Here is a 25,132-nt window from a genome sequence, read left to right on the forward strand (position 1 = left end):
GTCGCATTTTTGAAGGGCCGCGTGAAGCCGCGGCTTGCGACTATTCGACCGTGACCGATTTGGCCAGATTCCGCGGCTGGTCGACATCGGTGCCCATCACGACAGCGGTATGATAGGCGAGCAGCTGCACCGGAACGGCGTAGACCATCGGCGCGAAGGTCGCCCCCATGTCCGGCATCACGATCGTCACCAGCGACTGGATGGTCGCCTCCGCCGCGCCCTTGGCGTCGGTCATCAGGATGATCTTGCCGCCGCGGGCGGCGACCTCCTGCATGTTGGAGACGGTCTTCTCGAACACCTTGTCGTAGGGCGCGATCACCACGACCGGCATGTGCTCGTCGATCAGCGCGATCGGCCCGTGCTTGAGCTCGCCGGCGGCGTAGCCCTCGGCATGGATGTAGGAGATTTCCTTCAGCTTCAGTGCGCCCTCCAGCGCCAGCGGATAGCTGGTGCCGCGGCCGAGATAGAGCACGTCGCGAGACTTCGAGATCTCGCGCGCCAGCTTCTCGATCTGCACTTCAGTGGTCAGCGCTTCCGACATCAGGCGCGGAATCTCGACAAGGCCATGCACCAGCTTGGCCTCGTCGGCATCGGACAGCTCGCCGCGCGCCTTGCCGGCGGCGACCGCGAGCGAGGCCAGCACCATCAGCTGGCAGGTGAACGCCTTGGTCGAAGCGACCCCGATCTCGGGACCGGCGAGCGTCTGCAGCACGGTCTCGCTCTCGCGCGCGATCGTCGAGGTCGGCACGTTGACGACCGAGAGCGTGTGCGCACCCTGCGCCTTGGCGTAGCGCAGCGCCGCCAGCGTGTCGGCGGTCTCGCCCGATTGCGAGATGAAGATCGCAAGATCGCCCTTGCGCAGCGGTGCCTCGCGGTAGCGGAATTCGGAGGCGACATCGAGCTCGACCGGTAGCCGCGCCAGCCGCTCCAGCCAGTATTTCGCGACGAAGCCGGCATAGCTCGCGGTGCCGCAGGCGGTGACCGAGACGCGCTGGATATCCTTGAAGTCGAACGGCAGCTTCACCGGCATGGTGACGCGCTCGGTCGCCATGTCGACATAGCGCGCCAGCGTGTGCCCGACCACTTCGGGCTGCTCGTGGATCTCCTTCGCCATGAAGTGACGGTAGTTCGCCTTGTCGACCAGCGCCGTTGCCGTCGTGTGCTTGATCGCCTCGCGGTGGACGATGGCGTTGTCCTTGTCGAAGATCGTGGCGCCCTTGCGATTCAGCACCACCCAATCGCCGTCCTCGAGATAGCTGATCGTATCGGTGAACGGCCCGAGCGCGATCGCGTCGGACCCGAGAAACATCTCGCCTTCGCCATGGCCGACCGCGAGCGGCGGGCCGTTGCGGGCGCCGATCATCAGGTCATCCTCGCCGGCGAAGATGAAGCCGAGCGCGAACGCGCCGCGCAGCTGCGACAGCACCGCCCTCACCGCATCGATCGGCTTGACGCCGCCCTTCAGCAGATTGTCGACCAGATGCACCACGACCTCGGTGTCGGTCTCGGTCGAGAACGCCGCGCCCTTGGCCTCGAGTTCCTCGCGCAGCTCGCGGAAATTCTCTATGATGCCGTTATGCACCACGGCGACGCGCTCGGTGGCGTGCGGGTGCGCGTTGTTCTCGGTCGGCCGCCCGTGCGTGGCCCAGCGGGTGTGGCCGATGCCGGTATGGCCGCCGAGCGGCTTGGCCTCGAGCCGGGCCTCGAGATTCTTCAGCTTGCCTTCGGCGCGGCGCCGCGCCAGGCCGCCATTCTCCAGCGTGGCGACACCCGCGGAATCATAGCCGCGATATTCGAGCCGCTTGAGCGAATCCACCAATTGCTCCGCGACCGGAGCGCGTCCAAGAATGCCGACGATGCCGCACATGCGGTTCAATGTCCCCAAAAATCGCCGAAAATTTGCCAAAGCGGCGACACGGTCCCTTAACGGGAATCGCCGGCCGCAAGATACTCAATAATTATTGCCGATTGCGACAGTCTTAAACGGCAAGGTTGATGCGAAAGGCTGGTTAATCGGGGCTAACCATTTTGGCAAGAGCGCGTCAGCGCGGATCCGCCGGCGCGGGCCACGGTTTCGCCTCCCAGATCGTGGTCCATTCCTGACCCGCGCCGCACGCAGGCGCGCTGACCTCGACGCGAACCACGACAAAGCTTTCGCGATTGGTCACGTCTAGCCGATAGACATGCCGCAGGTGTGGGCTGGGACACAGGTCCGATCCGGTTTCGGCCTGAAACAAGCCGGCCTCCTCCCTCCATGTGATGAAACCCGGAGTGTCCGTCGTACCGAAGCCGTTCAGCGCGACGTACGGAAATTCCATCGGCTTTGGTCTGCTGACTCGGAAAGATCGAACGCGCGATGCGATCCGGTCACGGAAAGCCGACAGAACATCAGCGCGAGACGGTGCCCGGCCACTTTCATGAAGCGAACCGGCAACTTTTCGATGTCATCACTGTATTTGCAGCCGGATTGCTCGGCCGCAAGCGCGAGCATCCTTGGCACCAAGGCCGGATCGGAAATTTCAAAGTCCGTGCGTCCATTGGCAAGGCTGCTCCATTCGCGAAGCGCCTCGCGTCGTGCATTGATGCTCGCAGTTTCGTCGCCGCGCGCGACCGACACGAGCGGCGGACCGGCCGTGAGAAGACCTCCGAGCAGCACCTTGATCAATCCAGCGATCAGCCGCGCGCTCACGGTTCCCATCCCCGGCCACGCAGCCAGACCTCGCGGCACGTAACCAGCATGCCGAGCAGTCCGTTCTTGAGGAAAAACAGATAGAGCGCGAACAGCAGCACGAAGCTGGGCCGATCGTCGCCCCAGGAAACGAACTCAGGTTGGTCGTGTGTCTTCCGGGACAGCACCGCCAACTGTCCGGTCTCGGCCCATTGGTAGAGTCGTGCGGCGCTGAAGTACGTCACCAGGCTGCAAAAGACGCCAATCAGAACGGTCGCGGCATGTTTGCGCATGCCGTGTTTTGCCTTGTCGCCTCCTAAGAGCGATGAAACCGCAGACGGCAAACGTCGTTAACCGCATCAATATGTCATTAACGCCTTTCGGCGAGGCCAGCCGACGCTGGCGGTAGTCGACGCTCCCGGGACGCCCTAATGCTCCACCCGGTAGAGCCGCCATCGCTCCGGCACGCCTTTGAGCTGGTGCGCGCCGCGGTCCTTGAAGCGGATTTCGGACTTTGACATCAGGTCCTTGACCGCGCTCGAGACCAGCACTTCGCCGGCCCGCGCTTTCGCCGCGACGCGCGCGCCGATGTGAAACGCAAGCCCGATCACCTCCGCGCCACTCACCTTGTATTCGCCCGCGTGCAGTCCGACCCTGATCTCCAGCCCCAGCGTGCGCACGGACTCGCGGATCGCGGTCGCGCAACGGATCCCGGCTGCCGGCGCGCGGAACGTCGCCAGCAACCCGTCGCCCGTGGTCACGACTTCCTTCCCCCGCAAGGCCTTCAGCTCCCTGCGCACAGCGACATAGTAGTGGTTCATCACCGTCGCCCAGCGCGTGTCGCCGAGCCGCGCGGCCTTTTCGGTGGATCGGACGATATCGACATAGAGGATCGTGGCGAGCGCCTGCTTGAGCTGCGAGTCCCGGTCGGTGGTTCGCCGCCGGTTAGCGATATTCCCAGCCAGCGGTTCATAGCGATGGCTGCGTCGCCGCGCGATGGCGGCCTTGGTGTAGTCCTGGGCGCGCTGCACCGTGCGGCAGCGAATGGTTTTTTCCTGCGGTGGAAACGTCCAGTGGACCTTTCGCCTGTCGCCCGCGCCATCAACCTGCACGGCGCCCCATTTCAGGAAAACCGTCGAGCCGGCCCGTCGAATGCACCATGCCTTCGACGTGTATCCGGAAACGTTCGACTGATGGACTCCGATGCGAAGGAATTTTGGCATGAGCGTCCGGCCGATCGAAGGTCGTTTGGCAGCCTACCCAGGGTAAAGCGTAGCCATACATTCCCGCGTTGGCAACGTTGCAGGTTTGCGGTGTCAGTAGCTCGTGATCTGTCGCCTGTTTGTAGCTCGTGAAGTGTCGTGTTTTCGGTGCTCCGGAACAAGGGGGGCGCGATGGGCACGGCATCCATTCACGAGGGTGTACGACGGATGCGGTTTTCAGATTTGCTGGATCGGACGGAGGCGAAGGAACTGACGCAGGAGGCAGCTTCGGAGGTTCTTGGGATCAGTGTTCGGACGTTTCAACGCTGGGCGGAGCGCTATGAGGCGGAGGGCGACGACGGGCTTGTCGACCGCCGGCTGGGGCGTCGTTCGCCACGGCGGGCGCCGGAGGAGGAGCTGGAACGGATGCTTGCGCTGTACCGGGACAAGTACGCGGACTTCACGGTGAAGCACTTCCACGAGCAGATGCAAAAGCGGCACGACTATGTGCTGGGCTATACGGTGACGAAGCTGGCGCTGCACGCGGCGGGGCTGGTGCGGAAGGCTCCGAAGCGTTCGGCGCACCGCAAGAAGCGGCCGCGGCGGCCGCTTCGGGGCATGCTGCTGCACCAGGACGGATCGCGCCACGTTTGGATCGAAGGCCTGCCCGCGAGGGACCTGATCGTCACGATGGACGATGCGACCAGCGAGATCTACTCGATGGTGCTGGTCGAGGAAGAAGGAACGGCCTCGACCTTCCAGGCCTTGCGCGAAGTGATTGGCGAGCATGGCCTGTTCTGCGCGCTCTACACCGACCGCGGCAGCCATTATTTCCTGACCCCAAAAGCTGGCGAGAAGGTCTCGAAGACGCAACAAACCCAGGTGGGACGGGCTTTGTCGCATCTTGGGATCGAGCATATCGCAGCCTATTCGCCGCAGGCGCGCGGGCGCTCCGAGCGGGTGTTCGGCACCTTGCAGGACCGGCTGCCGAAGGAGCTGCGGCTTGCCGGGATCACGACGGTTGAGGCTGCCAACGCGTGGCTGAAGGCGCATTACATCCCCGGGCACAACGCCGCGTTTGCGATCAAGCCCGAACAGGAAGGCACGGCATTCGTGGCCGACCGGCATGAGGCCTGGCGCGAGGCGCTGTGCGTGATCGAGGAGCGAACCGTCGCCAACGACAATACCGTTGCATGGAACGGTCGGCGGCTGCAGTTGCCGCAGAGCCGGCTCAGACCTCACTTCGTCAAGGCCTTGGTGCGGCTCCATGAGTATCCCGATGGCACCGTCAGCGTGTTCCTTGGACCGCATCGATTGGCGAGGTTTGCGCCTGACGGACAGCAGATCAGCCCCGACGCGCTTCAGCCTGGCGGCGTGCTCGGAGCCGTCAAGGACAAGCCCTGGCGGGCGCGCAAGCGCGCGTCCTTGACCGCTCCTGCGCGCGCCGCCGTCGAGAAAGTGCGGGTCGGGGCGGAGAAACGGGCTTCAAGTCGAACAAAGAAACTCACCCACAGGGCTAAAACCGCCACAACAGCCGTGGCATGATCAATCAGGGAAAGCCGTCCCCGCCTTCCGGCTCCCCTGCAAATCAGACACGAAGGCGACAGATCACGAGCTACAAAAACACGACATCTTCACCCGCTACGGACACGTTGCAGGTTTGCGGACTATCGAGAATGCCGGACCGCGATGTCCGCGTCGGGTCCCGCACGCGGACGAAGGATCGTGTGAGGCAGCACCAAGGCTTCGTCAGCTCCGGAGGTCGCGGCCCTGCCCATTCGATGCAGCGTCGGCATCGACCGACAGAATTGCCGCGTCTTGCACGTCCGCTATCGGCTGCTCTGGATCGCGGAATCGAGCCGGGGTCAACCGGCTGCGGTCGACCGTCACGCCGAAGATGTCGAAGCGGTTGTAGTAACCGACCACGTCGTGAAACTGTTTCGGCTCGACGCAGCGATTGAGATCGATCTCCGCGTAGGCGATCCCCTCCTCGTCCTGCAATCCATCGCCGAAGACGCTGCCGGTCGGATCGACGAAGAAGCTCGCCGCACGTGGTGTCTGGTCGATCACGTCGGCGATCGTTCGATCGCGTTCAATGAGGAAGGCGCGCAGTGCCTGGTCCATGTAGCCGGCGGTGACGATCCCGAATACCTTGGCTTCGAAGCAATGGGCGCTGGCCCGGATGCGGTTGGCGGCCACGTTGTCGAAATTGCCGCCGCCTGCCGGGCGCCGGGTGGGCCACATCGGCGGCCAGCTCGAAATGTGCACCTGCTCGCCCTGCGCCATCAGCGCGAAGCGGGCCAATGGGTTGGTATTCTCGCCGCAAATCAACCCGCCGATCCGGCCCTGCCGCGTCTCCGCGACCTTGAGGCCCGCACCATCCCCTGACGACCACACTAGCTTCTCATAGAAGGTCGGAACCAGCTTGCGGTGATGGATGAGAATTTCTCCGGTCTCGCCGATCAGCAGGTTCGAGTTCCACAGCCCCCCGACGCTGACGGCCGAGCGCTCGCTGATGCCGATCGAGACCGTGACGCCGAGGGCGCGCGCCTCGGCGCAAAGCCGCGCCACTTCCGGTCCGTCCGCCAGCACGGATTGCTCCGCCATGCGCACGAACAGATCGTGGTTGTCGATTGGAGGCCACAGCGCAGCCCAGACCGGAAAGGCGGGAATATAGGTTTCGGGAAACGCGATCAGCGCGGCGCCGGCCCTGGCCGCCTCGCGAATGATGGCGATCGCCTTTTCGGTGGTCGCCCAGCTGTCGAGGAAGACGGGCGCGGCGTGGACGGCAGCAGCCTTGAAACGAGGAAGCATGTCGAAAATCCCGGCTAGGACTAGGGGAGCGAAGCGGTATCATCCCTGGCTTGCCGGCGTGCATGGGAATTGTCGCAAGGTCGGTTGCGAAGGATCGGAACCGCCACGCGCTGGAACGGGAATTGCTTTGCTGACAAGGGCCGCAATTTCAACGGCCGCAACCGGGAGGCAGGTGATGTTCGACACGATCAACTGGGACGATCTGCGGGTGTTTCTCTGCGCCGCCCGCGCCGGGAATTTGAGCCAAACGGCAAAGCGGCTGCGGCTCGACCATTCCACCGTCAGCCGGCGCATCGCCCAGATGGAAGCTTCGCTCGGGGTTGCGGTGTTCGAACGCCACCGCACCGGGCTCAAGCTGAACGAAGTCGGCGAGCGGCTGTTGCGCCATGCCGAGCGGGTCGAGAGCGCGGTGATCGCGATCCGCGAGGAGGCCAGCGCCAGCGACACCCAGGAGCTCGTCGGGACCGTGCGGCTCGCCACCATGGAGGGGATCGCCTCGCTCTATCTGGCGCAACGCTTTGCCAAGCTGCGACGCACCGCGCCACAGCTCACCGTCGAACTCGTCACGTCCGCCCAGACGGTCTACGTTCATAAGCGCGAGGCCGATCTGTTCGTGTCCTTCTTCCGGCCGCCCGGTCCGGGCCTGATCTCGGAGCGCATCGGCAAGTTTCGGCTCGGGCTATTCGCGAGCCAGGACTATCTCGACCACCACGGGATGCCCGCAAGCCTGCGCGACCTGCAGGATCATTGGTTCGTGTCCTATATCGAGGACCTGATCCAGGTCGACTCGGTGCGCTGGCTCGCCGATGTCATCGAAGAGCCGAAAATCGCCTTCCACTCCAACAGCATGATCGCGCAGATGAACGCCGCGGCGGGCGGCCTCGGCATCGTGATGCTGCCGAGCTTTGCCACAAGGGACCGGCCCGACCTGATACCGGTGCTGCCCGCTCTCACCGGCACCGTTCGCGAGGTCTGGCTCAACGTCCACAGCGACCTGCAATTCGCCCCGCGCATCCGCGCCGTCCGCGCCTTCCTGAAAAATACCCTGAAGCAGGATCCCGACATGCAGGTCACGCTGGCCGATGTCGTGCCGCAGCCGCGCACAGCAGATTGCAAAAATCCATAATTCCCTTCCGTCAGCCCCCGGCTGAAGCTCGTTCGATTGGCGCAAGCAGAGCGCGCTGAGTTTTTGAGGGAGCCGATATGAACGTGGTTATTCCCGGCAATGCCGATCCGGCGCCGAACGGCGGCGCATTGGCCAAGAAGCAGGCCGAGAAACTGGCCAAGAAGCGGCTGACAGTCGCGCTCGTTCTGAGCGTTGCGATGATCGTGATCTATTTCGGCTTCATGGGGCTTTTCGCGTTCGACAAGCCGCTGCTCGGCACCATTCTGATGCCCGGCCTGTCGCTTTGCATTGTGCTCGGCCCGCTCGTCATCATCTCTTCCTTCGTGCTCTGCCTGGTCTACGTGCTGTGGGCGAACCGGGTGTTCGACGCAGGCGTTCGCGAGCTTCGCTAAGGGGACAGGCAAATGGGCAGCAGCACGCTTTCGATCGGGTTCTTCTTCGCCTTCATGGCGTTGACGCTGGCGATCACCTATTGGGCTGCGCGGCGCACGCGCACCACCGAGCACTTCTTTGCCGCCGGCGGCCAGGTCACGCCGTGGCAGAACGGCTGGGCACTCGCGGGAGACTTCCTGAGCGCCGCGGCCCTGCTCGGAATTGCCGGCATCGTCACCTCGAACGGCTTCGACGGCATGATCTATTCGATCGGGTGGCTGGTCGGCTGGCCGATCATTCTGTTCCTGATCGTCGAGCCATTGCGCAATGTCGGCCGTTTCACCTTCGCCGACGTCGTGGCCTATCGCCTGCGCCAGCGCCCGGTGCGCCTCGCCGGCGCCATCGGTACACTTGCCGTGATCCTGTTCTACCTGATCGCCCAGATGGTCGCGACGGGATCGCTGATCAAGCTGCTGTTCGGCCTGCCCTACACCTGGTCGGTCGTCGTCGTCGGCAGCGTCATGCTGGTCTATGTGCTGTTCGGCGGCATGTTGGCGACGACCTGGGTGCAGGTGGTCAAGGCTGTGCTGCTGATGGGCGGCGGCATCCTGCTCGCCCTCCTCGTGTTGACCCATTTCGACATGAACCCGCTGAAGCTGTTCGCCGCGGCATCCGAGAAATACGGCACCAAGGTGCTGCAGCCGGGATCGAAGGTGGTCTCGGGTCAATGGGATGCCATCTCGCTCGGGCTCGGCCTGATGTTCGGAACCGCCGCGATGCCGCATGTGCTGATGCGGGCCTACACGGTGAAGGATTCCAAAGCCGCACGGCTGTCGATCCTCTATGCCACCGGCCTGATCGGCGTCTTTCATCTCATGGTCTTCATCATCGGCTTCGGCGCCATGGTGCTGGTCGGCGCCGAGGCGGTGGCCAAGGCCGGCGGCGGCGGCAACATGGCAGCGCCCCTGCTCGCACTCACCGTCGGCGGCAACGCGTTCTTCGGCTTCATCTGCGCGGTCGCGTTCGCGACCATGCTTGCCGTCGTCGCGGGGCTGACGCTGTCGGGCGTCGCCACGCTCTGCCACGACGTCTGGACCAATGTGATCAGGAGCGGCACCGCTTCGGAAGCCGAGCAGCTCAAGGTCGCGCGGGTCGCGACGGTTCTGATTTCCATCCTCGCCATCGGCCTGGGCATCGCGTTCGAAGGCCAGAACGTCGCGTTCATGGCGGGACTTGCGTTCTCGATCGCCTGCGCCGCCAACTTCCCTTCGCTCGTGCTCGCCATCACCTGGCGCCGCTTCACGACGCCTGCTGCCGTGGCGAGCATCCTCGTCGGCACACTGAGCTCGCTGGTGCTGATCTATCTGTCCCCGACCATCCAGGTCGACATTCTCGGCAAGCCGCTCGCCGCGGTCGAGCATCAATGGTGGTTCGTGTCGCTGCGCAATCCCGCGATCATCAGCATGCCGCTATCCTTTGCGGTCGCGATCCTGCTGTCGCTGGTGACACGGGAGAAGAACGCAAACCTCGCCTTCGACCAGATGCAGCGGCGCATCCTGCTCGGACCGGTAGAGCCGAACACCGACGAGCCGCGCCAGGCGAAGAATGCGGCATGAACCGGGTCAACCGATCGACGTTGCGATCAGCCCGTTGCGAACCCCGTCACCCGATGCGCATATGTGACTCACAGATCGCGCAACACATACAGTGTCGTCCCGGCGAAAGCCCATAGGCGCTAAGATAGTTTGATCATAGTCTGATAGTGGCGCTTATGTCTGGGTGGCTCGCGTAGATGTCGCCGGAGAGCGTGACTGGCTCTGCAGAGTAGAGCGATTGCGGGCTGTGGAATGATCGCTTGCCGTAGCGAAGCGACGAGCTGGCGCAGCAGACGCCACGTCACTGGGTGGGTCAGGCGGCGTCGGCCAAGCGGGGAGAGTCTTCGAGTTCGTCGACGAGCGGCTCGAGCAATAGAATGATCAGCAGATGAGCGAGGATATGGGGTCTGGCGGACCGCTCGTCGGTTCCGGGAGGTCCCTTCAGGCCAATCAGGCTTTTCAGCCGCTTGAAGCCGAGCTCAATGCGCCATCGCAGCCGATAGAGGGCGAGGATATCTGCAGTCGTGAAGTCCTCTGGCCTGAGTGAGGTCACCAGGATCACCCAATCTGCGGCGTCAAGTGTTTGCCTGGAGAGCTGATGACCTCCCTTTTGTGCAGTCCGGCGCGCCTTGCGTCGCGCAGCCGCAGCAGCTTGCGCCGGCTTCTTCGCGGCAACCAGACGCACTGCGAGCGGCGGCGCACCTGACTTGCGCTTTATCCAAATCGGCCGATCGATCAGGCCACGCGCCGAGGCGTTGCGCAGTTCGGCAGTGAGGTCAACAAGATTACCTTCGGCATCGAGCCAGCGCGCGCTCTTCCAGCCGGCCCGGATCACGAAGTCCGCATCGGCATCGACGAGATGCGCCATGCGCTCCGGTTGCAGATAGGCGCGATCGGCAAGACGGATCTCACCGGCAACCGCCGGTATCCGATCCAGCGTCTCGCCCGCTCGCTGATCGGTCAGTTCGAAGTGACCAAAGCGCTCCTGCGGAAGATCGAACGCGCTATGGATACGCCACACTGCGTTCTTGTTCCTGCCGCTCGTCCCAGCCTTGGGGACCGTCGTGGCGTCAACAATACGGATCAGACGACCGCGGCTCGCCTTCGGCGCCGCGGCGGCAAGCGCCTGCTCGACCAAGATTGCCAGCCAATCTCCGCACTGACGTAAGCGATACAACAGAGCCACGTTGGAGATATCGACAAGCCCAACCGACGTGGCCCATGCCGCCGTCAACCGCAGCCCTTTCTCACCAAGGCAATAAGCCAAGATCAGGCGCAGCAAGTCGACCGCATTGCTGATCTCCCGCGGACGGACAAACGCCTTCGTCTTGCGCGCGCTAATGTTCAGAGCCTCGGCTCCGCCAAGTCGGGCGACAACGCGCGCCCAATCTTTGTTCACAAGCGATTCGTGTGCCATTCCATCTTGGAATCACAAGCGAATCCAAGGCGCAAATCCTATTTTAGCGCCTTTGGGCGAAAGCCGGGACCCATAACCACCGACGGTCATTGCTTCACGATGCTGGAACGACGAGTCCTGTCCCCAACTTCCGCCGCGGAATATGGATCCCGGCTTTCGCCGGGATGACATTTTATGGTCGAGACAGGCTCGCAAATATGTCGCGAGAAGATCACTTCCCCTTCGCCGCCTTCTCCTTCAGCTTCGCCGTTCGGTAGCGCGCGGCGCCGCCTTCGCGGATGGACTGCTCGCTGCGCTCGAGCGCCATCGCATCGTCGGGAACATCCCTGGTGATCACGGAGCCCGAGCCGATATAGGCGCCCTTGCCGATCGTGACCGGCGCGACCAGCGACGTATTGGTGCCGATGAAGGCGCCCTCGCCGATCAGCGTCTTGTGCTTGAGGAAGCCGTCATAGTTGCAGGTGATGGTGCCGGCACCGAGGTTGGAATTGGCACCGACATGGGCGTCGCCGACGTAGGAGAGATGGTTGACCTTGACGCCGGCCTCCAGCCTCGAACCCTTGGTCTCGACGAAATTGCCGATCTTCACGCCGTCGCCGAGCGAGGTGCCGGGCCGCAGCCGCGCGTAGGGTCCGAGCTCCACCTTCTTGCCGATCGTGGCTTGGGTGATGTGCGAGAAGGAATGGATCACGGCGCCGTCGTCGATCGAAACGCCGGGTCCGATCACCACGAACGGCTCGATCGTGACGTCCTTGCCGAATTTGGTGTCAGCGGCGAGATAGACCGTCTCCGGCGCGATCAGGGTCACGCCGGCCTCGAGCGCCTGGTTGCGCAGCCGCGCCTGCATCACGGCCTCGGCCTCGGCGAGCTGCGCCTTGGTGTTGATGCCGCGCACTTCGTCTTCGCTGGTCTCGATCACGACGGCCTCCAGTCCGAGTTCCCTGACAATGCCGACGGCATCGGTCAGATAATATTCGCCCTTGGCATTGGCATTGCCGATCTTCTCGATGATCGCGAGCGCCTTCCTGCCGTCGAACGCCATCACGCCGGCATTGCACAGCGTGATCTTGCGCTCTTCGGCACTGGCATCGGCCTGCTCGCGGATCGCAACCAGCTTGCCGTTCTCGACCACCAGGCGGCCGTAGCCGGTCGGGTCTGCGGCATGGAAGCCGAGCACCGCAAGCGCCGCGCCGTCGCGCAGCGGCGCGCGCATGCGGGCGAAGGTCTCGGCCGAGATCAGCGGCGTGTCGCCGAATGCGATCAAGAGGTCGTCGGCGCTGCGGGCGATCGCCTCGCGCGCCGCCAGCACCGCATGCGCGGTGCCGAGCCGCTCGCGCTGCACGAAGGTCTGTGCGTCGGGCCGCACCCGACGCACCTCGTTGGCGACCGCCTCGTGGTCCGGGCCGATCACGACCGCCAGCTGCGACCCCTCGCCGGAGGCCGCGGCGTTGAGCACGTGCGCCAGCAGCGGCTGCCCGGCCACGGGGTGCAGCACCTTCGGCAGCGACGAGCGCATCCGCGTGCCCTCACCGGCCGCAAGAACCACTGTCAGGCTCGTTCGCGCAGTCATTCGCAATCCTCGATGTCGCGCGCAGTTCGCTGCGCAAAGCTGTCTTCGAGGCCGTCTTTAATTGTTTTCCCCGGCAGAAGAAACCGATTCGCCTCCGTGGCGCTCCGGATTCAAGTTCCCGGTCCATTTCCTGTTAATCTTTGCCTCGTGATTCGGCGGGCCTTGAGGAGGGCCAAGCGGGCTTTGGCCAAAGATCGCGACAATCTGGCGGCGGAATTCGACACCGAGAGCACCACCGGCTTTTTGGCCGAGGAGGATGCTCTGGATCGCCGCATGCTGTGGCGGCTCGGCTCGTGGGGCGTTGCCGCGGTCGGCGCCGTCACCGTCGCGGTGATGGCCAACCAGTCGGCGTTGACGCTGCGGCGCGACCAAGTTGCCGCAGCGGACCTCGCGCGACAGGCCCAGCAGTTGCAGACGCTGGCGAAGGAGAGCCACAACGAGACGCGCCGGCTGGCGTCTGCGATCGATACGCTCAACGGCGACCGCGACCGGCTGTATTCGCGCGTCACCACGCTGGAGCAGGGCCTCGACTCCGTGACCGGCGCGATCGCCAGGCAGCCGCCGGCACCATCGCCCTTGGCAGCGCCCGGTACCTCGCCCGCAACCGCCAGTTCGTCGCCCGCCGCCTCCGCGCCAACCGTTGCCGCCGTCGCAACGATGCCGACGGTCGCATTGGACAAGCCGGCGGCGATCGACAAGCTGCCCACAGCCGGCGACAGCAAGGCGACTGGGCCGATCGAGAAGCCGGTTGCGGCGGCCGAAAAGCCGGCAACGGCCGACAAGAAACCCGCGTCCGCGCCCGCCAAGCCGCAGGCCGCCGCGGAGAAGCCGCCAGCCTCCGACAATTCGCCGCCGAATTCCGCCACGGCCGCATCGATCGCAAGTCCAATGAGCGCCGCCGCGGCCGGCGCCGAGGATGCACCCGCTGCGCCGGTGCCGGTCGCGGACAAGCCGCTTGTCGACAAGCCGGTCCTGGCATCGCTCGATCCTGCGGCGAACAAGGCAACCGAAACCGTCAAGCCGCCGACCGCCAACGATGTCACCGTCGCACCGATCCCTCCGCTGGTGATCACAGCGGATCCGGACGCCGAGGACGATGCGCCGCAGGCACAGATCCACCGCACCGAGTTCGGCGTCGATCTCGGCACGGCCAACTCGGTCAATGGACTGCGCGCGCTGTGGCGCGGCCTGTTGAAGTCGAAGGCCAACGCGCCGCTGGCGGCGCTGCGGCCGATCATCGTGATCAAGGAGAGCAGCAACGGGCTCGGCATACAGTTGCGCCTGGTGGCCGGACCGCTGAACGACGCCGGCACCGCAGCCAGGATCTGCGCGGGCCTCAGCCTGGTGCAGCGGACCTGCGAGACGGCGATCTATGACGGCCAGCGACTGGCCCTCAACGAGCCGGCCGCCGGAGCCAAGCCGGCGCCGTCGCATCGCCGGGCCGTGCCGAAGCGCGCCGTCGCGCCGCCGCAGCAGCAGCAGCAGCAGCCGGTCGCCGAGGACAAGAAGCCGGAGCCGACCACGATCTCCTCGATATTCCGGCGGAACAGCCAATAATCATGTGAGCCAAGGGATTGTGGCCGGATTTTCAACCGATTTCGATGCTCCGACCGAACTTGTCCCGCAACCCGATCCCGACCATAGTGCCGCGATGACAAAACCTCCGTTCCGCCTCTCCCCCTATCAGGTCCAGTTCCTGATGGTCGTGGGCTTCGTCACCGTCGGCTACGCGCTCTACGTGCGCTATCTGGCAATCGAGTTCTCTCCCGTTGCGCTGGCCTGCGACGCCGGCGCGCAGACCATGCTCTGCAAGGCTCGCGCGCTGTCGACCGTACTGTTCAAGAACTCGGTGTTCGGGATCACCGCGCTGGTAATCGCGGTGCTCAACCTGACGCGGCCGTCGATCGTGCTGCTCACCGTCGGCTTGATCGCTGCGGGGCTCGGGATCGTGCTCTACAATGTCGTGCTGTCGGGGCTCGCGATCGGGCTGTTCATCCTGGGTTTTGCGCGGCCCGCGCCCGCCACAGCGTAGCGGCGAGCAAGAGGTACATCACGCAGGTCCAGTCCGACTGCCAGTTGATCGTGCCCTCGTTGTAGATCGTGTAGCCGGCGGCGATCACCAGCAGGCCGGCGAATACGGATTCCGCGAGCGGCCGGATGCCTTCCTTCGGACGGTTGAGCATGGTCAGGAGCGCGAATGGCACCACCGCCATGGTCAGCGAGGCATACGGGAAATCGCGGTAGCGCGGATCGAAGGTAAAGCCGAGCGCGGTTTCGGCAGCAATCACCGTGGTGATGATCAGCACAATTGCCAGCGCCGCGCCGATCACGCCCTTGCCGCGATAGTCGCGCGGCCCGACCAGCTCCAGGAAGGTCGGCAGCGACCGCCCGGCGATCAGCGCGTGAGCCGTCAGCAGCGGCGCGGCAATGCCCGCTGCGAGCAGCACGCCCCAATGCAGCCAGCCGCCGACGCCGTAGCTCTCGTAATACATCTTGTCGCCGGCAATCCCGAGCAGCGCCCCCGCCGTCGTGGCCGAAATGGCGACCGCGATCCAGGCCGACGGCCGCGGCGTCCAGGGCCGGCGGCGCAGCGTCAGCCAGGCCGCGAGGAATGTGGCGACGGACAGCGCCATGCCGCCCGCCATCTGCAGCTTCCAGTCCGGATAGTTCGTGATAGCAACGCCGGGCGGATATTTCACCTGCCGCTTGACCGAATCGAACAGGCCCCAATTGCCGCCGACGGTGCCCTCGAGCTTGCGCTTCCAGGGCTGGTCGTAGGCCTCGATCAGGTTGACCCGAAAGCCCTCGCGCTTGGCGAGGTCGAGGATCTCGGACACCACCCGCGCCTGGTTGGTGCGCGACGGCAATGCGCCCTCCCGCATCCGCCCCTGGCTCGGCCAGCCGGTCTCGCCGATCAGGATCTCCTTGCCCGGGAATGTCACCGCGATCCGCTTGCGGATATCGTCGACATGCGCCGCGGCGTACTTCGCCTTGACCGGGATGTCCTCCCAATACGGCAGGATGTGAATGGTGACGAAATCGACCGCGTCATAAATCTCGCGGTTCTTCACCCAGTATTCCCAGACGTCGGCATAGGTGACGGGAAGATTGCCCGCCGCCGCCTTCACTGCGCGGATGTTGCCGGCAAGATCGGTGGCGGTCATCTCGCCGCGCAGCAGCACCTCGTTGCCGACGATCAGCGAGGTGACGACGCCGGGATACTCCTTGGCGAGCCGCACCGCGATCGCGATCTGCTGCAAATTCTTGAAGCGGTTGCTGCTGAGCCAGATGCCTTGCATCACCTTCAGCCCGACCTTGGCCGCAACGCCGGGGACCTGGTCGAGGCCGTTCTCGATCGAATAGGTGCGCACGCAGTCGGTGACCTTGGCGAGATCGGTCAGATCCTGCTCGATCTGCTCGACTGGAATCTGCGTGGTGGGATCAAGCGGCGTCTGCGCGCCGCGGAACGGCGTATAGGACACGCATTGCAGCTTTGCAGCGGGATCGATCGGCGCGCGCACGAGCGTAATCGGCGTGGCGAGCCACCACCACACGGATGCAATCACGGCGAGCGAGATCAGGAGAAGCGCCAGCGGCGTACGAAGCGAAATCGGTTCCATCCTCCGGGGGACCGTCGAATTAGCCGGTCACAGCCCATCTGCCAAGAGCGGGATTAGGTCAATACCATGGTTGTCCTGCGACAGTTTTGCGCTGGGTCGATAAAGTTGTGAGTTTGCTGGACAAAATACCAAATTCCAGTCATCAGATTTCGCCAGAGTCTCCGCCGCACTGGAGACCTATTTGGACGGCATCACGCGAGCCGTTAGGATGATCCCGCGGGGGCAGGAACATTATCGGGGAATACATGCGTCGACGGCTGCTTGAGTTGAAGAACACTACTTTGCGCCATCTTGCCGTAACGGGCCTTGTCACGGGCCTTGCGCTCCTCATTGGGGCCGGCGGCGCGTTCGCCCAGAGCGGCACGCCGAATCCGCCGGATCAGGCGAAACAGCAGCCTGGACAGCCCGACGCCAACGCAAATGCCGCACGGGAAGCCAACCAGCGCAAGGTCGAGGAGTTCGTCGAGGCCCAGCAGGCCATCAACGGCCCGGCCGGCAACCCGGAATGCGTCTGGCTCGGCCGCCGCGTCGTCCGCTTGATGTGGAACGACGACCTCGATACCGCGTTCCGCCATCTCGACCTCTACGACCGGTTCGGCTGCCCCGGCGGCCACGTCCAGGCGGCGTTCCGCTGCCTGACCCGGTTCGGCGCCCAGATCGACGACAAGGTCCGCGGCAGCCTCGACGGCCGCATCCACGCCTGCTGGATCAATCCGGGCGCGCAGCCCCAGGCCGCGGCCGCCGCCGCTGCTCCCACCCCGGCGCCGGCGACGGCCGGCACCGCCGCACCGGCACCGGCAGCCTCGCCCTCGCCTGCACCGACCCCGTCGGCGTCACCTGCGCCGGCGTCGAAATAGCCATATCCCGCGACCGGGGTCCGGCCGCGATTTTTTCGCGGCTGGAACGGCTTGCGCCCTTAAAACGCCATCGCGGCACACCAGTTGTTAAATCGGATGGCGGAGATATCTTTCCCTCCGCTGTCGTGTTGGTCGAACCCAGGGGACGGGTTCGCTTAGTCCTCAATCTCAGGCCCCGTATGGTTTAACCGCGATGCGCGCCGTCGTCGCCGTCCTGTTGCTTGTCACCGCCGCCCACGCCGCCCTGTGGGGTCTCTTCCAGGAGAAGCAGTCGGCGCCCGATTTCCGTGGCACGCTGCCGAGTCTGTCCTACGCTCCGTTCGAGTCAGGCCACACCGTCGCAGACGTTGCCGCCGACACCGAGAAGGTGCGCACCGACCTGCGAAAACTGTCCACGCTCACCAAAGCGGTCCGCCTCTATTCGTCGACGGAAGGCAACGAGCTGGTGCCGCCGGTCGCCGCCGAGTTCGGCATGAAGGTCACGGTTGGCGCGTGGATCGACAAGGACGCCAACCGCAACAACCGTGAGATCGAAGCCGCGATCAACCTGGCCAAGCGCAACAGCAACGTCATCGGCATTGTAGTCGGCAACGAAACCGTGTTCCGCGGCGAGCAGGTGCCGCTGGAAAACCTCGGCTCGGTTCCGGAGATCGGCGTGCCGCCCGAGGAGTCCGAGAGGATTCTTCGCGAGGAAGCGCAGCGTCTTCACGACGCGGAAATGCAGCCGGATGAAAACGGCAGCAGCGGCTTGAGCAAGCGCGCTGAAGCGATCAAGTGGGCAGTCGCCGAAAACAACGTGCACCGGCTGATCAAGGTGATCCAGCGGGTCAAGAAGTCGGTCAACGTCCCCGTCACGACCGGTGAAATCTGGAACATCTGGCGCGACCATCCGCAGCTCGCCAACTCGTCCGACTTCGTCGCCGCGCACGTGCTGCCCTACTGGGAAAACTTCACCGACAAGCAGGCGGTGGACCAGGCGGTCGACCGCTACAATTTGTTGCGCGACTCCTTCCCCGGCAAACGCATCCTGATTGCCGAATTCGGCTGGCCGAGCCAGGGCTACAATCTGCGCAGCGCCGTTCCCGGCCCGTTCCAGCAGGCCACCGTGCTGCGCAACTTCGTCACCCGCGCCGAAGCCATCGGCATGGACTACAACATCGTCGAGGCGATCGATCAGCCCTGGAAGTTCTTCGAAGGCGGCGTCGGACCCTACTGGGGCATCCTCAATGCCGACCGCGAGCCAAAGTTCGCCTGGACCGGTCCGGTCACCGATCCGAACTACTGGAAGATCGCGCTGGTCGCCGTCCTGGTCGGCCTGTTCATGTCGCTACCGATCCTGCGGCTGGACCAGCCGACCGTGATGCAGGCGCTGCTCTTGTCGGCGGCCGCCAACGGCGTCGGCGCCTGGGTCGCGACCGTGTTCTCGTACTGGACGACGCACTACTTCGTCTGGGGCTCGGCCTTCGCGCTCAGCCTCGGCCTGGTGCTGCTGGTTCCGCTGGTGCTGATCGCGATGGCGCGGATCGAGGAGATCGCGGCGGTGGCGTTCGGCCGCGGCCCGCGCCGGCTGATCGGCAAGAGCGCGCCGCTCGCGCCCGCCACGATCGGCGAGAACGTCAAGTTTCCGAAGGTCTCGATCCACATCCCGGCCTATTTCGAGCCGGTCGAGATGCTGAAGCAGACGCTCGATGCGGTGTCGCGGCTCGACTATCCGAACTTCGAGTGCGTCTGCATCATCAACAACACGCCCGATCCCGACTTCTGGCGGCCGATCCAGGATCACTGCCGGCTGCTCGGCGAGCGCTTCAAGTTCATCAATGCCGAGAAGGTGCAGGGCTTCAAGGCCGGTGCGCTGCGCATCGCGATGGACCGCACCGCGGCGGATGCCGAGATCATCGGCATCATCGATGCCGACTACGTCGTGCATCCGGACTGGCTGAAGGATCTCGTGCCGGCATTCGCCGATCCGCGCGTCGGCCTCGTGCAGGCGCCGCAGGAGCATCGCGACGGCGATCGCTCGCTGATGCACTACATCATGAACGGCGAATATGCCGGGTTCTTCGACATCGGCATGGTCCAGCGCAACGAGTTCAACGCCATCATCGTGCACGGCACGATGTGCCTGATCCGCCGCGCCGCGATGGACAAGGCCGGCGGCTGGTCCTCTGACACGATCTGCGAGGACACCGATCTCGGCCTCTCGATCCAGCAGCAGGGCTGGCTCACGCACTACACCAATGTGCGTTACGGCGAAGGCCTGCTGCCCGACACCTACGAGGCCTTCAAGAAGCAGCGCCATCGCTGGGCCTATGGCGGCTTCCAGATCGTCAAGAAGCACTGGCGGCGCTTCCTGCCCGGCGCCAGCCGGCTGACGCCGGATCAGCGCCGCGAGTTCTCGCTGGGCTGGCTGAACTGGCTCGGCGCCGAAAGCCTCGGCGTCGTGGTTGCGATCCTCAATCTGATCTGGGTGCCGATCGTTGCCTTCGCCGACATCGCGATCCCCGACAAGATTCTGACGCTGCCGATCATCGCCTCCTTCATCGTCTCGCTGGTGCATTTCGTCGCGCTCTACCGGCTGCGCGTGAACATCAAGGCCGGTCAGATGTTAGGGGCCATGATCGCGGCGATGAGCGTGCAGTGGACGGTGTCGCGCGCGGTGGCGCAGGGCCTGATCACCGAGCATCTTGCGTTCGCCCGCACCTCCAAGGGCGGCCTGTCGCGGATGTCGATCGAGTTCCAGGCGTTCTGGGAAGCCGTGATCGGCGTGTTGCTGCTGATCGGCGCCGTCGTGCTTGTCGTCACCAACGGCTACAAGCAGGTGCGCGAGATCTACATCTTCGCCGGCGTCCTGGTGTTGCAGAGCCTGCCATTCCTGGCGGCGGTCTCCATCGCAATCCTGGAGAATTCGCGGATCAACGAGTTCGCATTCTGGCGCAACAGCGCGATCCGCACCGCGGAACTGATCGGGTTGCGCCCGGTCAGCCTGCCCTCGGTCGCCGCCCCGTCGCAGCCGGTCGGCTCGGAAATCCGCCGCGACAACTGAGCCAACTTCAAGAAGCGGCCCTAAGCACAGGCGCCGGAACAGCAAATCCGGCGCGTCGGTGCACAATTGAGCGCCCGTCGGCTATTGACCCGATGGGCCCTGCCCCCTACACAGCGCGGGCTGGAGCACGATCCGGAGCGGTTCACCGCTGGCGTCCGGATCTAATGTTCAGGTGAGTGAGCGCGTAGCTCAGGCGGTAGAGCACGTGACTTTTAATCATGGGGTCGAGGGTTCGAGTCCCTCCGCGCTCACCAAACAAATTCTGTCCAGCCCGGAGACATGGGTAACAGGTCGTACCTAAGACATGGGTGACAGCCTCGTGCCGAACGGGTTGTCGCGGGGTTGCAGGGTTTTCTGCTCCAGGTCGAAGTATCCCAAATCATAGTGCATGAAGCTGACGAGCCAAATGCCGTCGTCGACCTCCTTGATGCCGAGTTTTAGTCCAGCCAGCACGGTGGAGAGGTTGATGCGCTTGCGATGCAGGCAGAGCCGTCCACAGGCGGTGACGAGCACCTCGCGATCGTGGAGTGGTCTCCTGCTTGAGCGTGAGGTGCATGCGCTCGTGACGGCCGTTCTGCTGCGGATGGCCGGGCTTGATGCGTTCGATGGCAATGCCAAGCCGCAGCCACCACACCGAGAGCTTTGAGAGATTGAACAAGGCGTTGGGACTGGCAAACGGCACGCCATTGTCGGAGCGAATGGCGCGCGGCATGCCGCGCTCACGGAACAACCGCTCGAAGGCCGCAATGGCCGGCTCCTCGCGGGTGGAATCGAGCGCTTCGCACAACAGCAGGAAGCGCGAGGCATGGTCGGTGACGGTCAGCGGGTAGCAATAACGGCCATTGCCGAGCTTGAACTCGCCCTTGAAGTCGGCGCACCACAGATCATTGGGTCCGGCCCCCGCGGACAGAGGCGTGCCGCGCGCGCGGTGGCGCGGCACGCCTGCGCGCTTGACCAGGCCATGGCGATCGAGAACCGCATGGATGGTGCTCTTGGCCGGAACCCGGATATCGCCGTCGAGCCGCCGGACCAAGAGCTCACGGATCTTGCGCGCGCCCCAGTGCGGTTTCTCGGCTTTGAGACGAACAATCAGGCCCTCGATTGGCTCGGGGAGCTGATTGGCATAGCGCACCGGTCGCCGCGACCGATCGCATAGCGCCGCCGCGCCCTGTTCCCTGTAGCGATCGAAAATCTTGTAGCCGGTCTTGCGGGACACGCCGAACTCCCGGCAGACGTCCGTCATGGCCTCCCCGTCCAGCAGACGGGCGACAAAGCGAAGGCGCTCTTCCATCACCGAACTCGCTTTCCACGGCATCCACACCTCCCGCAGAACAAAAGCGGAAAGTGTAACCCATGTGTCCGGTACGAAATGTCACCTATGTCTCGGGCCGCTCAGAGCTTCTGCGGAGGGTCGTCGAGGCTCTTCCCACGAGGTTGGATGCGGACGGAACAGCCTACATCAATGCTCTGTTTCCGAATCCTCCGGGAACGAAAATCAGGGATCATTTCGATGCTTGGCTTGAAGGCAATCTCACGGAGTGGGATGTGCTGGATCACACCTGGCCTGTGCCGGGATATCAAGATTTGTTCTCCGAGCAGCCATTCCAAGGTGATATGAGCGCGTGGCGCTTTGGCGTGGTGAGTATGCGTCGATCGCGGATTGGCCGGGGTTGGTGGAAGGAAGTCGCAGGCAATGGCCTGTTTTTTCGAGAGGACGGAAGTTGCAGCGTAATCGCTGATCACGATGCCTACGGGCCACCTGCTGGAATATCGTAGGACACGCGGAACACGGCATCACTCCCGGCAGACGTCCGCCATGGCCTCCTCGTCCAGAAGACAGGCGACAAAGCGACGGCGCTCTTCCATCACCGAACTCGCTTTCCACGGCATCCACACCTCCCGCAGAACAACAGCGGAAAGTGTACCCATGTGTCCGGTACGAGATGTCACCGATGTCTCGGGCCGCTGAAACCATTTGAGCCAAGTAGTCCCCCTCCCAAACATTCGCGAAATTTCCGTGTGGCAGTGACATCGCTCTCGTGGTGTTTGGAAGCCGGCCCGGGCCCTGGCGCCGGCTCTTGTTCTTAATTTTGTGTGAACCAAGCCACAGTTGTTCGGCGTGATCTTTAGTAGGTTTTCGGCGCTGGGGATTTCAGGGCCCAGAGGCTGGAAGAACAGGGCGCCGCCGGGACAACTCATTTCGGGCCCGGCGGCGTAATTTTTCGGGACGGTCAGAACTGCAATCCCAATGCTCGGACCAGACGCATTCGGACGCCAACGGCTCGTTGCTCTCCCTGTCGCAGTCATCACGTTCGGCGTCGCTTGCGTCGAGCCTGCCTGCGGTTCTCCGGACCGGTCGGAGGCGCGTGTATTCCGGCATGAGCCTTGCTCTTTAGGTGGCGCAGGAAATTTCAGTGTCCCGGTTCAGGAACAAGCTGTCGCCGGATGTGTCTTTTGGAGACGAGCAGCTGGATTCATTGGGAGGTATCGTTGAGATACGCAGCGCCCCTACAGTCAAGGTTTGTCGTTCGGAGAGGAAGCACCGACTGGATGGTTTATGATCGAGAGCTCAAGGGACCAGCGCAGTTGAAGAAAGACGGCCACTTCGCCGAGAAGCTGACGAAGGAACAGGCCGAACACATAAAGCAGGCCTTGACGGACGCCCTTGAGCCCGAGCCGTAGGCAGAGCTGGATCGAATACCCCGATCGGTGGCGACACAAACCGCGAACAGATGACATCTGTGTTACCTCGTAAGGTATATGAACAGAGTTGGGCAAAGCGAACGAGGCGCGGCGAAATGGCGGCGCATCGGTGGAGCAATTAGGCCCTTGCGAAATTCAGCTTTGGCCACGGGACGTTCTGAGCGGGCCACGTCGCCGTTGGAAGGGAACGATCGGGGAACAGCTCAAGGCACAACGAAAACCGCCCCCCTCACAAAGTTTACCCCCGCGCCGAGGGGGAGCGCGACGCATGACGGCGCAAGCGCGCCGTTCAGCGCACAATTCGGAGCGAACATTCGGAACGCTGCTGGAGTTCGGCCGTCAAGATAACGGCAGTTCGCCCTGACCGCCTGTCCAGTCGATGATATCGAGCTGCATCCCTCGCTTCAGCATCTCGGCCTCGAGGCTGCCGGCATGCCGTTTCCACTCGGGCGTCGCGCGGACGCGGAATTTTGGCTCTTCGCCGGCTGCCTCGAATTCGTCGTCGGCTCTGAGCGCACCGCGGACGGCTTCGTACATCATCTTCAGGCTGGCGTCGGTGAAGGCGCCGTAGTCCATCGGTCGTCTCCCTTGACACTGTGGGACGCAAAAGGCCGCCACGTAGTCACTCGTGGCGGCCTTCTGCTAGCGGCCCATCCAGATGGCCTGAAACGACGTTGCGTGAGTCGGGTTAATGAAACGTTGTTCGTGCGGCGCGCACTCAGATAGCGATGCGGTCGAAGTCGATGGCTATCCTGCTGTTCGGGAAAGTCCTCGTCGCCTCCGCCAGAATGTCCTCGTCCGGATAGCGGCCGGAGATGTGCGTGAGGACGAGCTGCTTGACCCCGCTCCGCGCTGCGAGCGCGGCGGCTTCGCTGGCCGTCAAATGCCCGTAGTCGCGCGCGATGGCCGCGTCGCGCTCGAGAAACGTCGCTTCGATCACCAGCACGTCGGCGTCCCTGACGTGTTCAGCCAGCCCCTCGGTTGTTTCAGCATCACCGACAATGACGAGCTTCTTTCGCCCCTGGGCCGGGCCAAGCACCTGCTCCGGATCGATGGTGCGACCATCGTCCAGCTTCGCCTGCCGCCCCTCCGCCAGCTCCCGGCGAACCGGCCCATCAGGCACGCGCAGCGCCAGAAGCCGGTCCGGGAGGAGATGCCGGCGTATCGCGCTCTGAAAGGTGAAGGCGAAGCTGTCCGTATCCCGGTGGCGGACGGGAAAGCAATCGACGGTGAATTCGCCGGCGTCGAGGACTCGCCCCTCGCTTAACGGCACCAGATCAAGCGGGATCGGCGCTCTGCCCTCGCCCCACAGGCCTGCCAGCATCCGGACGACGACATCGAGCGTGCCTGGCCCGGCATGAATCGTCATCGCATCCGAACTTTGCCGCAACCGGAGGGTCGAAAACAGCCCGGGGATGCCGAGCACATGATCGAAATGCCCGTGGGTCAGCAGCAGGTGATCAAGCCGTCGAAAGCCGGCGCCGCTCCGCAGCAGCTGGCGCTGCGTTCCCTCGCCGCAATCGACCAGAATACGACTGCCGGCTGCCTCGACGAGAATGCCCGGGTGATTGCGCTCGGGAGACGGCACGCTTGCCGACGTTCCCAGAAAAGTCAGCGAGAACATCGCAGCACCTCGCCTTCCGACTGCCGACGGCGCCACGCCGCCGAGATCGCGCAATCTGATGGCAGCGTCGCCCGATGTGTTCAAGCATCTCGATGCCGACGACGGTGGACCGAAAGGTCCTGAAGCCGGCGGCTTTAGGCGCAGACCGCATCCGCGCCATCGGGATCGGTCGTCGTGACCGGCGCCCTCGTCACGCCCTCAACCGGTCACAGCCTCAAGCATCGAAACAGCTGCGCGAGCGCGGTGTTGGCGGATTGCGCGCGCCGTTCGACGATTTCGGCCGCGGCGGCGTAGTTGCGCGCCAGGATCTGGAGCGCGCGGCGGGCATCCGGCAGCGTGGATTGCTCCGCCATCTCCAGGCACTGATGCTCGAAATATCTGAGCTCCTCAAGTTCGGTCATTCGCGAATCGTCCGATCGGGTCCTTACATTTTCGAACTCAGTGCGCCAGCGCCCTAGTGAAAGTTTGGCAAGTTTGTTGCGGGGGACGCGCAATCTGGTCGGAGTGTTTCTGGACGCATG

Annotated in this window: 21 protein-coding genes, 1 tRNA gene and 1 pseudogene; 9 read left to right on the forward strand and 14 right to left on the reverse strand. The window is 64.1% G+C overall.

Features of this window, described 5'->3' with window-relative positions:
• Nucleotides 1-40: 40 nt before the first annotated feature.
• From glmS to J2R76_RS07495, 5 genes are all read right to left on the reverse strand, one after another.
• Entirely contained in the window at nucleotides 41-1,867 is a 1,827-nt protein-coding gene (gene glmS / locus J2R76_RS07475) for a glutamine--fructose-6-phosphate transaminase (isomerizing) (RefSeq protein ID WP_141341328.1), read from the reverse strand.
• Nucleotides 1,868-2,042: 175 nt separating this feature from the next.
• Entirely contained in the window at nucleotides 2,043-2,318 is a 276-nt protein-coding gene (locus J2R76_RS07480; protein WP_253623897.1) for a hypothetical protein, read from the reverse strand.
• The gene (locus J2R76_RS07485; protein ID WP_253623898.1) at nucleotides 2,294-2,689 is read right to left on the reverse strand and encodes a hypothetical protein; all 396 of its coding nucleotides are present in this window, start codon (nucleotides 2,687-2,689) and stop codon (nucleotides 2,294-2,296) included. The genes J2R76_RS07480 and J2R76_RS07485 overlap by 25 nt, the downstream gene beginning before the upstream one ends.
• Nucleotides 2,686-2,961 (reverse strand): hypothetical protein, encoded by a 276-nt coding sequence (locus tag J2R76_RS07490; protein ID WP_057018715.1) that lies wholly within the window; start codon nucleotides 2,959-2,961, stop codon nucleotides 2,686-2,688. The genes J2R76_RS07485 and J2R76_RS07490 overlap by 4 nt, the downstream gene beginning before the upstream one ends.
• Nucleotides 2,962-3,096: 135 nt before the next feature.
• Nucleotides 3,097-3,891, reverse strand: a complete 795-nt coding sequence (locus J2R76_RS07495) for an adenylate/guanylate cyclase domain-containing protein (protein ID WP_057018716.1) — start codon at nucleotides 3,889-3,891, stop codon at nucleotides 3,097-3,099.
• 207 nt (nucleotides 3,892-4,098) lie between these two features.
• Here J2R76_RS07495 and J2R76_RS07500 point away from each other — a divergent pair, with 207 nt between their 5' ends.
• A complete protein-coding gene (locus tag J2R76_RS07500) occupies nucleotides 4,099-5,415 on the forward strand; it encodes an ISNCY family transposase (RefSeq protein ID WP_253623899.1) in 1,317 nt (438 codons plus the stop codon).
• Between the two features lie 204 nt (nucleotides 5,416-5,619).
• Here the strand turns inward: J2R76_RS07500 and J2R76_RS07505 are convergent, their stop codons facing one another.
• Nucleotides 5,620-6,684, reverse strand: a complete 1,065-nt coding sequence (locus J2R76_RS07505) for a carbon-nitrogen hydrolase family protein (RefSeq protein WP_141341331.1) — start codon at nucleotides 6,682-6,684, stop codon at nucleotides 5,620-5,622.
• 175 nt (nucleotides 6,685-6,859) lie between these two features.
• Here J2R76_RS07505 and J2R76_RS07510 point away from each other — a divergent pair, with 175 nt between their 5' ends.
• The 3 genes from J2R76_RS07510 to J2R76_RS07520 all read left to right on the forward strand — a co-directional run bounded on the left by J2R76_RS07510 (nucleotide 6,860) and on the right by J2R76_RS07520 (nucleotide 9,798).
• Entirely contained in the window at nucleotides 6,860-7,810 is a 951-nt protein-coding gene (locus J2R76_RS07510; RefSeq protein WP_253623900.1) for a LysR family transcriptional regulator, read from the forward strand.
• 77 nt (nucleotides 7,811-7,887) lie between these two features.
• The gene (locus tag J2R76_RS07515) at nucleotides 7,888-8,202 is read left to right on the forward strand and encodes a DUF485 domain-containing protein (protein ID WP_141341333.1); all 315 of its coding nucleotides are present in this window, start codon (nucleotides 7,888-7,890) and stop codon (nucleotides 8,200-8,202) included.
• Between the two features lie 12 nt (nucleotides 8,203-8,214).
• Entirely contained in the window at nucleotides 8,215-9,798 is a 1,584-nt protein-coding gene (locus J2R76_RS07520) for a cation acetate symporter (RefSeq protein WP_141341335.1), read from the forward strand.
• Nucleotides 9,799-10,090: 292 nt separating this feature from the next.
• Here J2R76_RS07520 and J2R76_RS07525 read toward each other — a convergent pair whose 3' ends face one another.
• Both J2R76_RS07525 and glmU read right to left on the reverse strand, forming a co-directional pair.
• Nucleotides 10,091-11,194, reverse strand: coding sequence for an IS4 family transposase (locus J2R76_RS07525; protein ID WP_076824845.1), 1,104 nt, complete (start codon nucleotides 11,192-11,194; stop codon nucleotides 10,091-10,093).
• Nucleotides 11,195-11,405: 211 nt separating this feature from the next.
• Complete coding sequence (gene glmU, locus J2R76_RS07530) at nucleotides 11,406-12,764, reverse strand: bifunctional UDP-N-acetylglucosamine diphosphorylase/glucosamine-1-phosphate N-acetyltransferase GlmU (protein WP_076828914.1); 1,359 nt, start codon at nucleotides 12,762-12,764, stop codon at nucleotides 11,406-11,408.
• 183 nt (nucleotides 12,765-12,947) lie between these two features.
• On the opposite strand from glmU, the gene J2R76_RS07535 reads away from it, so the two are divergent.
• Nucleotides 12,948-14,321, forward strand: coding sequence for a hypothetical protein (locus tag J2R76_RS07535; protein ID WP_141341337.1), 1,374 nt, complete (start codon nucleotides 12,948-12,950; stop codon nucleotides 14,319-14,321).
• A 94-nt stretch (nucleotides 14,322-14,415) separates the two neighbouring features.
• Nucleotides 14,416-14,796, forward strand: coding sequence for a hypothetical protein (locus J2R76_RS07540; protein ID WP_016844836.1), 381 nt, complete (start codon nucleotides 14,416-14,418; stop codon nucleotides 14,794-14,796).
• Here J2R76_RS07540 and J2R76_RS07545 read toward each other — a convergent pair.
• Nucleotides 14,756-16,384 carry a beta-(1-6) glucans synthase gene (locus J2R76_RS07545; protein ID WP_141341339.1) on the reverse strand — a complete coding sequence of 543 codons (1,629 nt, stop codon included), beginning with the start codon at nucleotides 16,382-16,384 and terminating at the stop codon, nucleotides 14,756-14,758. The two genes, J2R76_RS07540 and J2R76_RS07545, sit on opposite strands and share 41 nt — an antisense overlap.
• A gap of 245 nt (nucleotides 16,385-16,629) precedes the next feature.
• On the opposite strand from J2R76_RS07545, the gene J2R76_RS07550 reads away from it, so the two are divergent.
• From J2R76_RS07550 to J2R76_RS07560, 3 genes are all read left to right on the forward strand, one after another.
• Nucleotides 16,630-17,241, forward strand: coding sequence for a hypothetical protein (locus J2R76_RS07550; protein ID WP_057018479.1), 612 nt, complete (start codon nucleotides 16,630-16,632; stop codon nucleotides 17,239-17,241).
• Nucleotides 17,242-17,434: 193 nt separating this feature from the next.
• Entirely contained in the window at nucleotides 17,435-20,284 is a 2,850-nt protein-coding gene (locus J2R76_RS07555; protein WP_076828919.1) for a glycosyltransferase, read from the forward strand.
• 178 nt (nucleotides 20,285-20,462) lie between these two features.
• Nucleotides 20,463-20,538, forward strand: a tRNA-Lys gene (locus J2R76_RS07560).
• Between the two features lie 43 nt (nucleotides 20,539-20,581).
• Here the strand turns inward: J2R76_RS07560 and J2R76_RS07565 are convergent.
• The 5 genes and pseudogenes from J2R76_RS07565 to J2R76_RS07585 form a co-directional block, all read right to left on the reverse strand.
• Nucleotides 20,582-21,599 (reverse strand): annotated as a pseudogene (locus J2R76_RS07565) (DDE-type integrase/transposase/recombinase).
• A gap of 1,199 nt (nucleotides 21,600-22,798) precedes the next feature.
• Entirely contained in the window at nucleotides 22,799-23,023 is a 225-nt protein-coding gene (locus J2R76_RS07570) for a hypothetical protein (protein ID WP_158074204.1), read from the reverse strand.
• 303 nt (nucleotides 23,024-23,326) lie between these two features.
• Complete coding sequence (locus tag J2R76_RS07575; RefSeq protein WP_057018484.1) at nucleotides 23,327-23,563, reverse strand: hypothetical protein; 237 nt, start codon at nucleotides 23,561-23,563, stop codon at nucleotides 23,327-23,329.
• Between the two features lie 142 nt (nucleotides 23,564-23,705).
• Nucleotides 23,706-24,611 (reverse strand): ribonuclease Z, encoded by a 906-nt coding sequence (locus J2R76_RS07580; RefSeq protein WP_057018604.1) that lies wholly within the window; start codon nucleotides 24,609-24,611, stop codon nucleotides 23,706-23,708.
• Between the two features lie 206 nt (nucleotides 24,612-24,817).
• Complete coding sequence (locus tag J2R76_RS07585; protein ID WP_016846119.1) at nucleotides 24,818-25,012, reverse strand: hypothetical protein; 195 nt, start codon at nucleotides 25,010-25,012, stop codon at nucleotides 24,818-24,820.
• Nucleotides 25,013-25,132 lie beyond the last annotated feature (120 nt).

This window comes from Bradyrhizobium sp. USDA 4532 (assembly GCF_024171315.1).
GTDB classification, from domain to species: domain Bacteria; phylum Pseudomonadota; class Alphaproteobacteria; order Rhizobiales; family Xanthobacteraceae; genus Bradyrhizobium; species Bradyrhizobium australafricanum.